This is a genomic window from Singulisphaera sp. GP187 (genome assembly GCF_900129635.1).
In the GTDB taxonomy this organism is placed as follows: Bacteria; Planctomycetota; Planctomycetia; order Isosphaerales; family Isosphaeraceae; genus Singulisphaera.
In genome coordinates this window covers 1725482-1740609 of record NZ_FSRB01000002.1, presented here as the reverse complement: position 1 = coordinate 1740609, position 15128 = coordinate 1725482, and the positions used below count along the sequence as shown (strand labels likewise).

Genomic DNA, 15128 nt, shown 5'->3' with positions numbered 1-15128 from the left:
ATCAATGGGAGGCCAAAGTTTTGTTCGAAGAGTCGCGAAGCAAGCCTCCATGCGGGCCACTCGATCTCAAGTCATGATCCGTGCGCCATCCGACGGTAAACCGCGGTAACATCACCGACGAGAGCGTCTACGATTCGCTGATGTCGGCGCCGGTCCTGAATTCACCGCAATCGGGCGTCCTCGGCATGCACCCGATCCGGAAGCGGACGAGGGTGGTGGACGCCAAGATCGAGATCCGCCCAATGATGGATCTGGCGCTCACGCACAACCACCGCGTTGTCGATGGCAAGGAGGCGTTGGAGGATCCGACTTGCCTCAAATTGGATTTGAGAAGGGGCCCGACCGAGTGACATGGCCAAGACGTCTCTCGGAGCGATGAGTGGCGGCTGGGCATCGAGAAAGGAGCGGGGCGAATGGACGGTCCACTTCCCGACGTGATTGCAAAGGACTTGAGGGTGATCTTCTGCGGGATCAACCCTGGCCTGCGTGCGGCAACGACGGGACATCATTTCGCAGGAAGGAGTAACCGGTTCTGGCGTGTGATCCACCTCGCCGGGTTTACCCCGGACCAGATACTCCCCGAGAACGATCGATCGCTCCTGGAGTATCGCTGTGGGCTCACGACGGCGGTGGAACGCCCCACAGCGGGGGCCGATGAGCTATCAAAACATGAATTCACCGCAAATTCTGCGAGACTCGAGCAGAAGATTGAGCAGTATGCGCCGCAATACGTCGCCTTTCTCGGCAAGGCCGCCTATTCGGCATTATCTCACCAGCGGGAAGTCCATTGGGGTCCACAACCTACCGCCTTCGGTGGCGCATCGGTCTGGGTGCTGCCGAATCCCAGCGGGCGGAATCGCGCATTCAGCCTTGATGACCTCGTGCTCGCCTACCGTCAACTCCGGATGGCACTGGGGTAACGCCTGGTCTCGACGATCGAGACGTCATGCTTCAACTAAAATGACGTTTATACATTGTTTTCATTATTAGAATTGTCATCTGGATTCGATATCCCATGAGCGTATTCCACCGGGCCTGCGGCTGAAACCTCGTCAGCCAAGCCGACCTGCCTTTAACGACAATGCCGGTTGGAGCGTCAACGCTCTGGAGGCAATTTGGCGGAGTCGGGTTCGAGGGCGGATCGACAAATCCATACCGCCTCTCCGGGGCAGACAGTGCGTGGCCTCATCAGCCCCAGTCGGCGGCACATCTCCCCATCGATTTGACCATCGTAAAAGGTACGTCGCTCCAGACAATTGTGGTATGCTCCGGGCCATGAGCGTCGATCCAGGTTGCTCAACAACGGGCAGGGATAGCGATCTTCCATTGGAAGGGAGTACCGACGAAGATCTCGTCCTTGGGTGGGTCGCGTCTACTGACCAACTGGCCGCCACGACCGACGAGGGGGGCTGTCCCACCTGCGGATTCGCGGGCGATCTGATCGATGGCCCCGAGATCTCGGTTTGTCCCGCGTGCCTCGCCGAGTATCCCAAGGCCACAGCCTGGCAGAAGCTCGTCCGCTGCCCCAATTGCAACCTGGCGATCGGGATATCGGATGAATCCGTTGGGAAGACGATCATCTGTTCGCGGTGCAAGTGTTTCATCGGCGGGGTGACCAGGGCCGAAACCCGCACCTCGAACGTGTCCTCCCTGGGTTGGGTCAGGCCGATTCCTGTGTGGGTTTGGCTGGGCTTGGCTGGCTGGCAACTGAACAAGGTCGTGGGGACGATCGTGACGCCGCCTGCCCTCACGAGGTTACTCCCGTACGTCGGAATCTTCGGGTTCTTGGTGCTGGCTTGCTGCCGCGTGTGGCTGTGGAGGCCCACCGGCCGAAAGGGGGCTGATGGGCCGACGCCCTCGGCTCGATGGGAGGATACAAGCCACAGTCGCTAGACACCGGGATGCTGATTCTCTGAACACTCGCTGAATTCGGCCTGGGTCAAATCATCAAAGGAACGCCCCGATCCTCCCGTGGAGGGTGCATCCATTTCTGGCGAAGAGGTCGGACGCAGCAGTTCGACCAATTCAAGGCGGCAACGGCTTCAACTCAGCCTGAAGACCTTGCTGGTGTTGGTCGGGCTCTCTGCATTCCTGTTGAGTTTCTGGAGGAGCTAGAACCCACCGCCTCGGGTCTACGGGATCGTAACGTATGAGGGCACTCCGATAGGATCAGCCGTCATCCACTTCGAACCGCTCGACCCGACGGGACGCAAGGTCTCGGGGGCCGTCGTCCAGGGGAAGTACGAGAGGGAGGCGGGAGTGGAACCGGGGAACGATACGATCGGCTTTCAAGACAGCAGGAAGGTGCTCCCTGCCAAGTACAACCTGCCGAAAACCTCCGGCCTTTGCATGAGGATAATGGACGCCCAAGTCAATCGGCTCGATTTTGATCTGCTTGATCTTCCCTAGCCGAACCGGATGAGGGTGTAGCTCACATCCGAACAGTCCGCTTCTAATCCTCGGTCCTGGGACGTCCGGCCAAGTTCCTGGAGATCAAGCCCCCGACGAAGGCGAACAGAATGGTCAACGCACAGTGACCGACGCCATTTCGGTTGGCTTCGAGTAGATCTACGATGCCAAACGGGAAAGGACCACTTCCTGCTGCCACCGCCGCATCGCTCCGGTGCATTATTCCAGAGACGATTTCGAGGACGACCGATGAGACGAGATTCCTGTTCACCACACCGGGCGGTTGCGATCCGGATGGCGAACCGATCCAAGGTCCAAATCCAATGACAAAGTAGGCCCAACCGGCGACAGCAAAGCCATGCCAGAATGCCCTGCGATACCTGGCTGCGATTGCGGCATAGACCAGCGTGAGGAAGGTGAGGCTGTAGATCAGCTTGAACCAATCGTTCGAGCCTGAACGCAGCCCGGCAAAGACGATCCCGAAGAACACGATCAGGACCAGCAGCCTGGCTATGGTAAAACGGGGAGGTTGCATGCCCGGCCTCCAATTCGCGATGGGATGATCCAGCGCCGTGGAAGGAATTATCCCGGTTTCCGGCTCCATTGCCACTCCCACACCGGAGATTGTGACTCCGTCGTCTAGTCGAAGAGGGGGCAGGGAGCAACGAGTCCCTTCTGCACCAGAGCGGGGGTGGACGCCGTCGTGCCGAACGTCGGGCGACCGATGGGTGAACCTCGTGAACGACGAAGGATCGGGGACCGCCCCACACCAAAGGGTCGATAGCAACGGTGGACCCCTTGATCGTCCTTCCCCTGGAGATCGACCACTCCTGGAACGGCATCTCACCGCCGCCAGGCGTTCCGATCCCCAAGGGCTGGGTTGGGGGCGATCCAGACGGACCCGTCTGCGACTAGAATCGGGCCGGTGACGTCGGGTTAATTGAGGTAGGCCCTGAGTTGGGAACGACGATTGCATCGAAGGAGGCAGACAATGGTTGCAGTCTTACGTGCCGATGGAACACAGTTTGATCCCGACCAGTTCATGGCAGAGAGCCATCTCGAGGCCTGCAAACTCTATCGCAAGGATGAGCCGCTCTTCCCGGAGCTTAAGCCCGAAGGAAAGAAACACTCAACCTCGGGAATCACGTTCGTTGTCAGTGACGCTGACTTCCACGACTTCCCTCAACAGATTGTCGAGGCAACAGCATACTTGGAAATCAACAGGGATGAACTTTCCCGACTCCGCGATTTCGCCGGCATTGAGAGCGTTACCTTGGACTTCGGGATTGCTCAAAGGGATGTCATGGTCCAGTGTGATTATCTTCCACCGTCGTTGATTCGTTTAGCTGGTGAACTCGAACTTGGCATCGAGATCACGCAGTATCCGATCGATACGGACGGAGCGGACTCGGAACCCGGCTGAGAAGATGTGGGCGGCGAGGGGTGGAACTGAGCGCCTAAAAGGGACCGACCGTAACCACCTTCGTTTAGGCTGGATGTCTTTCGCGGCACCCAGTTCGCGGAGGTCAGGATGTGCTTACGGTGGACGACTACGGAGCAATTCGACGCGAGCAATGCGATGGCATGTCCATCCGGCAGCGTGGCGTCACGCTGAGTCAGCTGAAAGATGGCGTGCTCGACGTGGGTCCTGGATGCCTCTGCGGTTCGAACGTCTTTCGTATCGGCCGAGCGAGGGAACTGCTTGCCGTCGTACCAGAACGTGATCAGCTTGTTGCCTTTACTGTCGGTCTTGAGCCCAGCCATCGAGTCGACTCCGGTGGTTTCTGATCGAACCACGAGAATCGTACCGGGCAACAGAAGCCGAACAGGAAGGCAACATGGTGATGGAAATGTGGTAGAGGCTGGAAGGGAAAAAGAAAAGGACTTACGTCTCGTCGACGTAAGTCCTTTTATTGCAGTGCCGAAGAGAGGACTTGAACCTCCACGGGCATGGTTAGCCCACTAGGACCTGAACCTAGCGCGTCTGCCAATTCCGCCACTTCGGCCTGACAGGACTGTTTTTACCAGATCCTTGCAGGATCGTCAAGAGTGAGGGATGCAAAGTCAGAGGAATTGCACGCTTACAAGTGTGAGACCATATCCTTGCATGGACGCCTCCGCCTCTCCCGGCCAGCGCAGCTCGCGAATCTGGAGGCCTCGCGACGAAGCCACACTCAAAGCGAATCGACGGCCGAGAGGGTCAGGGAGAGTGGAGTGATCAGTCCCACAGGTACGCGAGAGGAGAGAGTCTTTCCTCCCGCGCTGAGATTACATGTGGCCCGACTTCTTGAGGATTCCCCCTTTGACGTCGGCCAGGGGATAAACGTACACGAATGCCGCCCGATCGATCTCGTTGACGATGTCCATGATCTTGCCGATCTCGAGCCGGGTGACGACGCAGAAGAGGATGTCCTGGTCCGTCCCCGTCATCCCTCTGCGACCTTTATAGATGGTCACGCCACGGCCAAGCATGCCGGTAATTGCCTGGCGGATCGCGTCGCTACGTTCGGAGACGATGTTGATCGCCGTGTATTCTTCGATACCGTGGAGCAGGAATTCGAGGGTCCGGGAGGCCGAGACGTAGGTCAGGATCGAGTAGAGCGCGGAGTCCGCCCCGAGGAAGAAGGTGGCGGTGAGGAAGATGACGATGTTCAAGCCGAGGATCACGTCCCCAACCCGGAACAAATGGCTGTTCTTGCTGATCAAGAGCGCCGCCACGTCCGTGCCGTCGAGCACCGCTCCCCCGCGCATGGCCAATCCCATGCCGGCCCCGATGAAGAATCCGCCGAAGACCGCCGTCAGGAGCTTGTCGGACGTGACGTCAGGGTAGTGGATGGTCGCGAGGCAGATCGCCAAGCCCACGATGGCCGCGGAGCTTCGAATCGCGAACGCTCGGCCGATATGCCGGTAGCCGAGCGCGATGAACGGCAGGTTGATCACCACGATCAAGGCGGAGAGCGGAAATCCAAGCACTTTTGCCAGCAACATCGACACGCCCGTGGCGCCGCCGTCGATGAAGCGGCTCGAAAACAGAAATCCATGCAGACCCATCCCCGCGGAGAGTATGCCAACGATGATGAACAAAGCATTCTTGAATTCACGTCTCGCAAGTTTCATAGCATAGAACGTACCCGAATCGCCAATACCTGACAACCGGGATCACTCACCTTTCGGCTCGTCAAGCCAGGTTGAGGAGGTCAGGCCAGACGGACCCCAGGACTGAACATTCGCATCTCACGGCGAAGTTACGGAAAGCGGCCGGCGTGTCGGCGTACCCGGTTTCCGTGTTCGGCCAATCGGGAATACTCGAAGGGGTCGAGCGGCTCGGAGGCGTGGAGAACGTCCAGGTCTTGCTCCAACTCGGCGCGGTCGTGCGGGGCCATGAGGACGACCGAGACCGACGGCGACTGGAGGGCGAATCGATACCAAGACGGGGCAGGGGGCACGGCGAATGTAGGGGGGTCGTCGGGCGTCGGCCGCAGCAGGGCTCCCCAGCGCAAGGCGGTATACGCGATCACGGGGAGACCCAGGTGATCGGTCGTCGGGAAGACCTCACGCTCCGCGCCCCGATGAGCGGCGTTGTACCGGACCATCAAGACGTCGAGCTGACCACTACGCGCAATCTCGGCGGCAAGCGGACGCTGGTGGCTGGTGATCCCAATCTTGCGGATGACCCCAGCACGCTGGGCGGCCCGGCAATAGTCCAGGGCTCCCCCGGGAGCGGCCAGCGCGTGCCACTCGGCCGCCTGCTCGACGTAGTAGAACGTAAGCACGTCGATGGAGTCGGTTTTGAGCGTCGCAAGGATCGTGCGAAGCTCCTCGGCAGCCTCGGCCGCCGTCCGTGCGCCAAACTGGACGGAGACGACGACCGACTCGCGCCGGGGCCCGAGCGTCGCCACGGCCCGACTCACCGCGTCCGGGCCGCCGGGCAGGTCCGACTCACCCGGCCAGTTCAAAAAATTGACCCCGCGGTCCAGGGCGTACAGCACGTCGTCCGGCGTGAGCGCGGCACCGCCGCGCGCAGCCAGGCCGAGCCGACAGATCGGCCGGCCGAATGCCTGGGCCGGACTCACCAAGAATGAGGGGACAGGCGATCCCGTAATTCTCCCAGAGGCGACTTCCCCATGGGGATCGACAGGCTCGATCATCGGCAGACTCTCGCGACCCAATCCCAAAAACCAGTGAGGGGTCCGTGGCGATCGCGTCAGCGACCGCCACGGACCCCACGATAACCGGGCGACGGAAGGGATTCGAGGGGCACGCCTGAGTCTTCAAACCGGAGGAACACGCCGTGGCTCGGGTTGTCACAATCGCTCACTTGCGAAGGCTGAGCTGATACCTCAGCACCATCCGAGGTTCGACGTCGGTCCCCACGAGCGTGGCGGTTTCGCCGTCGAGGTGATACTCGAACGGTTTGCCGGTCATCGGATCGACCGGGATGGGAACGACTTTCACCTGGTCGAGCGAGCGCGGGAGTTCGCCTCGAACGGCGGCATCCATCCGAATCGCCTCGATGACACGGAGGGCCGCGACACTCCGATCGAGCCGGGCCTCCGCCGTCAGTGCAGCCATGCTGCTCGGCATCAAGGAAACGAACGGGTCGAAGGGGCCGGTCTTGATGACCCCCACGGGCTTATCGGCCGCCTGGACGCTCGCGACGGCGCGGGGAAACTCGAGATACGCATGCTTAAATTGATCGTCATAGATTTCACGATAACGCGCGGCCAGGTACATCAAGATCGCCTGATCGTCCGACGCGATCTTCTGCGGTTTCAGGAAGGACCTGGCCGCGGGAAGTGCCTGGGCCTTGAATGCGGCCAATTCGGGGAACGTAGACGTCGCGGGATGAACTCCTGCGTGATCCGTCACCATCACCCTGCTCGCGATCGACTGCATCCGGGCATGGAGCCGAGCGAGGATCGGCGTCCACTCCGCATCGGCGTGGGGGCGATCGGCTTCCAGGAGTTCCGGTAGCATCCATTCGGGCATCAGCGCTTCGGTCTCAAGCGCGTTTCGAGCCGAGATCAGCGGTCGAGGCAACGCGGTGAGTGCCCAGTAGAGGTTGGGGGAGTCGGGCTGCGCGATCAACTCTTCCACGCCGCTGAGCATCAGTTGAGCACAGGCGACGCCAACCAGAGTATTGATCAGGACCGGTCCCTCCCCAACGTGCCGGCCGAAAGCGATTCCCGTCTCCATCGATTGGACCGCCTCATCGTAGTTGTGCTCGGCGATTTCCAACCGGACCTTGATGGCTTGCAGGCGGGCCCAGTTGCGCATCTCTTGAAGGTCGGACAGGCCAAGCTCAATCACTTCCTCCCTCTGTTCGGACAGCGTGTAATTCCACCGGCAGGATTGCCTCCGGGCGGCGAACTTCAATTGCTTGAAGACATTGCCCCATGGATCGAGGTACTTCCGAGCCTCAGCGACAGGAAACTGGGCGAGCGGTAGGTTGGACCAGTCCTTGGATTTCTGGCCAATCTCCCCTTTTTTAAGCTCGATCGACGACTCGATTCCTAGCCGCAAATAGATCGGGGCCGCATCGCCCGGGGTCCGTTTCGACTCCATGGGAAGGAGCCGGTACTTGAGTGCGGGCACCGGTGCCGGCTTCGGGGTGAGGCGAAGCTCCCTCGGGTCGCTGTAGGCCTTGGGCTGGGGAGCGTTGGGGGCAAGTTCTGCTTCAGCCAGGATCGTCACGGACAAGGCGGCCACGAGCGCAAGGGCTCCGGCCAGGGTTCGACCTAGATGGCGCACGGTCTTTCTCCCTTCGTACCGAGTGGCGCTGGGGCCGAACGGTTCGGCCTCAGGTCAGGATGTGAAGGCTGGTTTTCCAACGGTTTGCAAAGGACTGGGCTCGGCCTTACCAACAAGACGGGAATGCGGGCGGGACGCCCGCGGTCCCAGGGGGGAGGCAACACTACGCAAGCAAAGCGATTTCTGCCACAATTCTACATTCATTAATTCACTAACACTAACCACTATTAGCAATTATTTGTGCTAATTTAATACTGCGATCATTCAATCAAAGTTCAATCACACGTCCAAGTTGGCGAGCCCGAAGTGGCGTGAGAGGGGGCTCATCCGGCAAGGAAGGTTGGGCCGGCGCAGGCAAGGACGCCGTGAACGGGAATTCATCCGGAGCGGAATCGATCATCCGACGCGTGAGAACGAGATAGCTGTTGGGGTCGGCCGCGACCACCACGGTCGGCGCGGGCGACGTCGGCCGGTCCACATTCACGGGATGCCGCACGGCGGCTAGTTCGGCCTCCACGAATCGACGCTGGCTCCGCTCGTGAACGAGCAGGCCACCAAGGCCGAGAGCCACCACCAAAAGGCCAGCGATCGAACCGACGGCGAACCGCCTCAAGGAAGCGTCGCCGGCCGAGGCCCGGCCCGCCTCGAACAGCATGCGGTCCCGATCCAGGCCGCCGGCCGCGGGTCGCCATTGGCCAAGGCGCTGCTCGAAGGCGTTTCGATCGACTAAGGGATCGCGGTCGGTAGGGTCCATGGTTGTTCAAGCCGCTCCTGAAGCCGGGCGAGTCCGGCCGTATATCGCCTGTGCGCGGTGGTCAGGGAACACCCCTGAAGTCGTGCGATCTCCTCAAAGGTCAAACCGCCCCAAAGTCGAGCGACGATCACCTCGCGTTGCTCCAAAGTCAGGTTAGCCAGAAGACTTGTGGCATCCGTCGCGTCGATTCGCTCGTCGGCCGAGGCAAACCAGATCTTGGACGCCGAGATCAAGGCTTCACGACGACGGCGCCGCTGGTCGCTCCTGGCTGCCGCGATCGCGGCGTTGCGTACCACGCGATAGAGCCAAGGCAGCACGTGCTCGGGCCAATGCCGTTGCCTGGCCAGGGCGACAAACGCATCCTGGACGATATCCTCAGGGCGGTCGGACCATTGACGGGCGTAGAGCACAAGCGCGGACGCATGCTCATCAAACAAACACCCCAGGAGTTCCGGCTCGATGCGGGCCATGCACCCTCCCAACCGTTCCCAGTTCGTCCGCCACTTGATAGACGCCACCGCCTGGCCTTTTTTTCCATCCCTGGTCCCACGATTCTCAAAGGCGGTCGGCAAGCATGCCAAAACGGATCCCGGGACTGGAATCACGATGTTCCCGAAGGGAGAGGAAAACCAGGGACATCGGAGGTTTTTCGATGCAATAGGGTGCGAACTCTGCAAGAATGGCCGACTTCCCGAGCGAGTGGATTATGAACGGAACGTCACTCCGTAGCGCGGTCGACGCCAAGGTCAGCCCCTCATTTTTTTTTGAGGCTCGCGCGACGGCCCAAGGCCGGTTCCGATGGACGAGTTCGAGGTGTCCCTTGCGTCTCCCGACTTTGACGATGCTCGGATTTGCGATCGCCGCGAATTGGGGCTTGGTGCCGGTTGCGCGCGCCGGGGAACCCCTCAACTTTGACCGTGAGGTCGCGCCGATCCTGGCGCGACGCTGTCTCGATTGCCACTCCGGACTCGACCCCAAGGGGGGCCTCGATCTCTCGAGTCGGGCCTCCGCGCATCGCGGTGGCACCAGCGGCGAAGCGTTTGTCCCCGGCAAGCCCGATGAAAGCCTGCTCTGGGAGCAGGTGGCCGACGGGACGATGCCGCCAAAGGTGAAACTCTCGGCGGCGGAGAAATCCACCTTGCGGCGCTGGATCGCGGGCGGGGCCGAGTGGGGCCTGGACCCGATCGACACATTTCGGTCGACGACAGAGAAGCGAGCCGGCCTGGACTGGTGGTCATTACAGCCCGTCGTCCGACCCACGCCGCCGGCTGTTATTGACTCATCTTGGTGCCAGAACCCAATCGATTCCTTCATTCTCCATCGGCTCGAAACCGAGCGACTCACGCCGCAACCGCCCGTCGATCGGCGGACTCTGATCCGTCGGCTCTCGTTCGACCTGCTCGGACTGCCGCCGACTCCGGAGGAGGTCGACACGTTCATGCACGAGTCGCGGACCGACGCGTACGAACGACTGGTCGATCGGTACCTCGCCTCTCCCCAGTACGGGGTGCGTTGGGGACGGCTCTGGCTCGACCTCGCGCGTTACGGCGAGAGCAATGGGTTCGAACACGATGAATTCCGGCCCGATTCCTGGCCCTATCGCGACTGGGTCGTCAATTCCCTCAACCGGGACACCCCTTATGACGAGTTTGCACGGTTGCAACTCGCGGGCGACGCGCTCAGGCCCAACGAGTCGCAGGCCGTGGAAGCGACCGGGTTCCTGGTCGCCGGCGCCTTCGACAGTGTGGGACAAAGCCAGCAGAGCGCTGCGATGCGGAAGGTGGTCCGTCAGGACGAGCTCGAGGACATGGTCAGCACCGTCGGCCAAACCTTCCTCGGTCTGACCATCCATTGCGCTCGCTGTCATGATCATAAGTTCGACCCGATTCGCCAGGTCGATTACTACCGAATCGTCGCCTCACTGGCCGGAGTCCGGCACGGCGTCCAGGACGTGGCACCGCGGGATTCGGACGTCCAGACGGCGCGGCGGCGTATTCCCGAACTGCAGCGCCGAGTGCTCGCGATTGAAGCGACCAGCCCGACGCAGCTATCGTCCACGACTACCAACCGATCCGATTCGACGCCCCCGACCCCGATCGCGCGGTGGGACTTCGATCAAGACGAGCACGACCAAGTCGGCAAGCTGACGAGCGCCCTCCAAGGGGGGGCCAAGCTCGGGCGCAACGGGCTCAAACTCCATCCCCCTTCGAGCTTTGCCAGCACGGTTCCGCTGACGGTGGACCTCAAGGCGAAAACGCTGGAAGCCTGGGTCAGGCTCGACCGGCTCGAACAAGCCGGGGGCGGAGTCATCGGGGTGCAGACGCTCGACGGCCGCCTGTTCGACACGATCGTCTTCGCCGAGCGCGAACCGCGCCGCTGGATGGCCGGCAGTGAGAACTACGCGCGGACGCAGAGCTTCCGCGGCTCCGAGGAACACGAGGCGGTCGACCGCCCGATCCATCTTGCGATCGTCTACGACGAGAATGGCACGATTACCGCCTACCGGGAGGGCAAAGTCTACGGGACCCCGTACCGGTCGCCGAAGCTCACCACGTTTGCCGCGGGCCAGGCTCAGGTCGTCTTTGGCTTGAGACACGGCCTTCCCACGCGTGAAACCACGCTGGGCGGACAGGTGCTCCGAGCGCGCTTGTACGATCGGGCGCTCACGGCGGAGGAGGTCGCGAGCTCGGCGCATTCTCAACGCGATCTCAGTGCGACCGCCGCGCTCGAAGCGCGGCTCACGCCCGAACTGCGAGCCGAACGGTCCCGGCTGCTGGCTGAGCTCGACTCACTCTGGTCCTTGGTCGAAACGAAGGTCCGCAAGGTTTACGCGAATACGCCACGCCCGCCGGAGCCGGTTCATCGCCTAATCCGCGGCGATGCCGCACAGCCGGCCGAGCTGATCGCGGCCGGCGGCCTGCCATCAGTGACCGGACCGACGGCCGACTTCGGGCTCGCTCCCGACGCGATCGATCGCGAACGGCGGAGCCGGCTGGCCGCTTGGGTCACCGACTCGCGCAATCCTTTATTCACGCGAGTGATCGTCAATCGGCTCTGGCAGGGGCACTTCGGCTCCGGCTTGGTGGAAACCTCCAGCGATTTCGGGTTCCAAGGGGGGCAGCCTTCTCATCCCGAGTTGCTCGACTGGCTCGCCGCCGAACTGGTTTCGCAGGGCTGGAGCCTCAAGCAGGTCCATCGCCAGATCGTGACCTCGGCGACTTATCGCCAGTCCGCCCGGCTGAATCCCGATGCCGCGAAGCAGGACGCAGCCAACCGGCTGCACTGGCGGAAGGCACCTCAGCGGCTCGAGGCCGAGGCCGTTCGCGATGCGATGCTAGCCGTTGCGGGCGTTTTGAACCCGCAACAAGGGGGCCCGGGCTACCGTGAGTTCAAAGTCACCAGTGTCAACGGCGCGGCGTCGACCCTGTACACCCCGATCGAGGCGGTCGGCCCCGAGTTCGATCGGCGGACGATCTACCGGACCTGGGCGCGAGGGGGGCGAAGCCTCTTTCTCGATGCGTTCGACTGCCCAGACCCCTCGACGACCGCTCCCCGGCGTGCGGTCACGATTACCCCATTGCAGGCCCTCGCCTTGCTCAACAACGACCTCACGCTCCGCCTGGCCGAGCGTACCGGGGAGCGACTGCGGAACGAGGCCGGCGAAAACGTCGAGCGGCAAGTCGAGCGAGCCTATCAGCTCGCGTTCGGCCGCGCACCCGACGCCGCCGAGCGGGAGCGGGCCCGTCAGGTCGTGGTGAGCCACGGCTTGCCCGTCCTGGCCCGCGCCATCTTCAATAGCAATGAATTTCTCTATATTGATTAAACCAGGTGGGTTAAGGGGGGCCGAATGGACCGTCGCGAGTTCTTCTCTTGGGTCCGAAACGGTCTCGGCGGTGCTGCGCTCGCCGAATTGATGCTCCGTGAACGCATCGTCCAGGCGGCCGTGCCGGGCGAGTCGGTATCTCCCTGTCCCCACTTCGCTCCCAAGGCGACTCGGGCGATCCACATCTGCCTCGTCGGCGCCTTGAGCCAAGTGGATTCGTTCGACTACAAGCCGGGGCTCATCGAAGCCCACGGAAAGGCGCTGCCGTCGACCGAGCGGCCCGATGTCTTCTTTGGCCAGGTGGGCCGACTCCGTCGGCCCGACTGGGAATTCCACCAGCGCGGCCAGAGCGGCCTCTGGGTCTCGGACCTGTTCCCGGAGATCGCGACGGTGGCCGATGAGCTCACCGTGATCCATTCAATGTTTGCCGAGACGTCGAACCATACGCCGGCCACGTTTCAGCAGAACAGCGGGTTTCGGCTCAATGGGTTTCCCACGTTGGGAGCCTGGATGAGCTACGGCCTGGGAAGTGAAGCGGACGACTTGCCCGCGTTCGTGGTCATCCCGGACGCCCGTGAGCGCCCCCCGGGTGGCACCATTAACTGGACCAACGGATTCTTACCCGCTCGGCACCAAGGGGTCGTCATCCGTTCCAACGGCCCGCCAATCGATGACCTCTTCCCCGCGCGGCCGATCGCGCCGGACGCCGAGGCGGCCGCGCGCAGCCTCGCCGCCGCGATGAACCATCAACATCTGCGTGACCACGACAACGATGACATGCTCGCCGCTCGGGTCCGCGGCTACGAACTGGCCGCCCGGATGCAGTTGGCTGTGCCCGAGGTGGCGGATCTCCAAGGGGAGCCGGCCAAGACCCAGGCCCTCTACGGACTGGACCGGCCCGAGACCGCCGACTTCGGCCGCTCGTGCCTGATCGCGCGCCGACTCCTGGAACGCGGGGTCCGGTTCGTGCAACTCTTCTCGGGAGGAACGTTCGGCAGCCCGCGAAGAAACTGGGACGGCCACGAGGACATGAAGCAGAATCACAGTCAGGAAGCACTCAGGATCGATCGCCCGGTCGCGGCGCTGATCCAGGACCTGCGGCGCCGCGGTCTGCTCGACGACACCCTCGTCCTCTTTACCACCGAGTTCGGCCGCACCCCGTTCACGCAATCGGCCTCAGACGTCGTCGGTAAGGGCCGCGACCACAATCAGAATGGTTTCTCCGTCTGGATGGCGGGCGCGGGCTTGAAGCACGGCTTCGCCTACGGCTCGACCGACGATATCGGCTGGAAGGCCGTTGAAAATCCGGTCCACTGGCATGACTTTCACGCCACCGTACTCCAGTTGCTGGGAGTCGACCACGAACGCCTCACATATTATCACAACGGCATTCAACGACGGCTCACGAACGTGCATGGCAATGTCATTCGAGGCATTCTCGCCTGATTGAAACGGTGGGGAAACGTCACTCCACGAGGAGCAGAGTCATGACGCCATCAGGCCCGGCCTTCCGCTTCATAAGAACGGCTCGCGGAGCAGGGGGGATCTTGCTCTTGCTCGCGGCACAGACCTCCATATCCACACTGATGGCCCAGGATCTTGAGGCACGCGACGCAACCAAGCCGGCCCAAGCGAAAAGCCTACGAATCGTCCTGATCGGTGACTCGACGGTGGCCGACGGCTCGGGGTGGGGTCCGAGTTTTGCCAAGCGGGTTGGTCCAGGGGTCGAGTGCATCAACATGGCCCGCTCAGGTCGGAGTTCACGGAGCTATCGGGACGAAGGTCATTGGCGGAAAGCGTTGGACTTAAAACCCGACTACGTCCTGATCCAGTTCGGCCACAACGATCAACCAGGCAAAGGACCCAAACGGGAGACGGACCCGGAAACAACCTATCGGCAATTTTTGACACGGTACATTGATGAAACCAAGTCAGTCGGCGCCCAACCGATCCTCGTGACCTCCATGACGCGCCGGCGTTTCTCGCGCGCGGGAAAGATCGAATCGGACCTGAGTCCCTATGTCGATGCCGTCAAGCGTTTGGGTCGAGCCAAGTCGGTCCCTGTGATTGATCTCCATGCGCGAAGCATCGAACGGCTCAACACGATGGGTCCCAAGGCCGCCGAGGTCCTCAACCCGAAGGACGTCAAAACGGGGGGGGCCGACCGAACCCACCTCACACCCAAAGGGGGAGAACCCATGGCTGACCTCGTCATCCAAGAGCTCAAGAAAGTTGAACCCGCTCTGGCAGACCGGCTCGATTGACCAAAAACATCAAAACATTCTTACCACAAACACATTAAACTCATGCCGCCGACTAATTGTCCGTAGGTCTGGCGATTCACCTCACGGTCGCGATTCTCATCGAGTCCGTTGCCCCCACACGTTTCCT

At 61.8% G+C, this 15128-nt stretch carries 12 protein-coding genes, 1 tRNA gene and 1 pseudogene; 7 read left to right on the top strand and 7 right to left on the bottom strand.

The window, feature by feature from the left end; genetic code table 11:
- Positions 1–110: 110 nt before the first annotated feature.
- Both BUS42_RS31310 and mug read left to right on the top strand, forming a co-directional pair.
- A pseudogene (locus BUS42_RS31310) lies at positions 111–350 on the top strand (2-oxo acid dehydrogenase subunit E2); the annotation flags it as partial.
- Between the two features lie 63 nt (positions 351–413).
- A complete protein-coding gene (mug, locus tag BUS42_RS31305) occupies positions 414–920 on the top strand; it encodes a G/U mismatch-specific DNA glycosylase (protein ID WP_074313637.1) in 507 nt (168 codons plus the stop codon).
- A 1532-nt stretch (positions 921–2452) separates the two neighbouring features.
- On the opposite strand, the gene BUS42_RS31295 is transcribed toward mug, so the two are convergent.
- Positions 2453–2944: a hypothetical protein gene (locus BUS42_RS31295; RefSeq protein WP_143206582.1), complete on the bottom strand. Its 492-nt coding sequence runs from the start codon at positions 2942–2944 to the stop codon at positions 2453–2455.
- Positions 2945–3400: 456 nt separating this feature from the next.
- Between BUS42_RS31295 and BUS42_RS31290 the strand changes: the two genes are divergently transcribed.
- Complete coding sequence (locus BUS42_RS31290; protein ID WP_074313632.1) at positions 3401–3832, top strand: hypothetical protein; 432 nt, start codon at positions 3401–3403, stop codon at positions 3830–3832.
- Between the two features lie 119 nt (positions 3833–3951).
- Entirely contained in the window at positions 3952–4197 is a 246-nt protein-coding gene (locus BUS42_RS43205) for a hypothetical protein (RefSeq protein ID WP_143206581.1), read from the top strand.
- 131 nt (positions 4198–4328) lie between these two features.
- On the opposite strand, the gene BUS42_RS31285 is transcribed toward BUS42_RS43205, so the two are convergent.
- The 6 genes from BUS42_RS31285 to BUS42_RS31260 all read right to left on the bottom strand — a co-directional run bounded on the left by BUS42_RS31285 (position 4329) and on the right by BUS42_RS31260 (position 9384).
- Positions 4329–4415 (bottom strand) — tRNA-Leu (locus BUS42_RS31285).
- Between the two features lie 262 nt (positions 4416–4677).
- Positions 4678–5526 carry a YitT family protein gene (locus BUS42_RS31280; protein WP_074313630.1) on the bottom strand — a complete coding sequence of 283 codons (849 nt, stop codon included), beginning with the start codon at positions 5524–5526 and terminating at the stop codon, positions 4678–4680.
- 128 nt (positions 5527–5654) lie between these two features.
- Positions 5655–6557 carry an aldo/keto reductase gene (locus BUS42_RS31275; RefSeq protein WP_083670844.1) on the bottom strand — a complete coding sequence of 301 codons (903 nt, stop codon included), beginning with the start codon at positions 6555–6557 and terminating at the stop codon, positions 5655–5657.
- A gap of 166 nt (positions 6558–6723) precedes the next feature.
- The gene (locus BUS42_RS31270) at positions 6724–8160 is read right to left on the bottom strand and encodes a hypothetical protein (protein ID WP_143206580.1); all 1437 of its coding nucleotides are present in this window, start codon (positions 8158–8160) and stop codon (positions 6724–6726) included.
- A 268-nt stretch (positions 8161–8428) separates the two neighbouring features.
- A complete protein-coding gene (locus BUS42_RS31265) occupies positions 8429–8914 on the bottom strand; it encodes a hypothetical protein (RefSeq protein WP_074313626.1) in 486 nt (161 codons plus the stop codon).
- A complete protein-coding gene (locus BUS42_RS31260; protein WP_074313624.1) occupies positions 8887–9384 on the bottom strand; it encodes an RNA polymerase sigma factor in 498 nt (165 codons plus the stop codon). Before BUS42_RS31260 ends, BUS42_RS31265 begins: the two co-directional genes overlap by 28 nt.
- A 236-nt stretch (positions 9385–9620) precedes the next feature.
- Between BUS42_RS31260 and BUS42_RS31255 the strand changes: the two genes are divergently transcribed.
- From BUS42_RS31255 to BUS42_RS31245, 3 genes are read left to right on the top strand one after another with little or no spacing between them, the layout of a single operon-like run.
- Positions 9621–12737, top strand: a complete 3117-nt coding sequence (locus BUS42_RS31255) for a DUF1553 domain-containing protein (protein WP_254053909.1) — start codon at positions 9621–9623, stop codon at positions 12735–12737.
- A 24-nt stretch (positions 12738–12761) separates the two neighbouring features.
- Positions 12762–14183 (top strand): DUF1501 domain-containing protein, encoded by a 1422-nt coding sequence (locus tag BUS42_RS31250; RefSeq protein ID WP_074313622.1) that lies wholly within the window; start codon positions 12762–12764, stop codon positions 14181–14183.
- 41 nt (positions 14184–14224) lie between these two features.
- The gene (locus BUS42_RS31245) at positions 14225–15001 is read left to right on the top strand and encodes a rhamnogalacturonan acetylesterase (RefSeq protein ID WP_216821101.1); all 777 of its coding nucleotides are present in this window, start codon (positions 14225–14227) and stop codon (positions 14999–15001) included.
- Positions 15002–15128: the final 127 nt, after the last annotated feature.

Excerpts from the sequence above, each read along its gene's own strand:
- BUS42_RS31260 (WP_074313624.1), bottom strand. The coding sequence starts at position 9,384 with ATGGCCCGCATCGAGCCGGAACTCCTGGGGTGTTTGTTTGATGAGCAT.
- BUS42_RS31265 (WP_074313626.1), bottom strand. The coding sequence starts at position 8,914 with ATGGACCCTACCGACCGCGATCCCTTAGTCGATCGAAACGCCTTCGAG.
- BUS42_RS31295 (WP_143206582.1), bottom strand. The coding sequence starts at position 2,944 with ATGCAACCTCCCCGTTTTACCATAGCCAGGCTGCTGGTCCTGATCGTG.
- BUS42_RS31245 (WP_216821101.1), top strand. The coding sequence starts at position 14,225 with ATGACGCCATCAGGCCCGGCCTTCCGCTTCATAAGAACGGCTCGCGGA.
- BUS42_RS31250 (WP_074313622.1), top strand. The coding sequence starts at position 12,762 with ATGGACCGTCGCGAGTTCTTCTCTTGGGTCCGAAACGGTCTCGGCGGT.
- BUS42_RS31255 (WP_254053909.1), top strand. The coding sequence starts at position 9,621 with ATGAACGGAACGTCACTCCGTAGCGCGGTCGACGCCAAGGTCAGCCCC.
- BUS42_RS31290 (WP_074313632.1), top strand. The coding sequence starts at position 3,401 with ATGGTTGCAGTCTTACGTGCCGATGGAACACAGTTTGATCCCGACCAG.
- BUS42_RS31275 (WP_083670844.1), bottom strand. The coding sequence starts at position 6,557 with ATGATCGAGCCTGTCGATCCCCATGGGGAAGTCGCCTCTGGGAGAATT.
- BUS42_RS31280 (WP_074313630.1), bottom strand. The coding sequence starts at position 5,526 with ATGAAACTTGCGAGACGTGAATTCAAGAATGCTTTGTTCATCATCGTT.
- mug (WP_074313637.1), top strand. The coding sequence starts at position 414 with ATGGACGGTCCACTTCCCGACGTGATTGCAAAGGACTTGAGGGTGATC.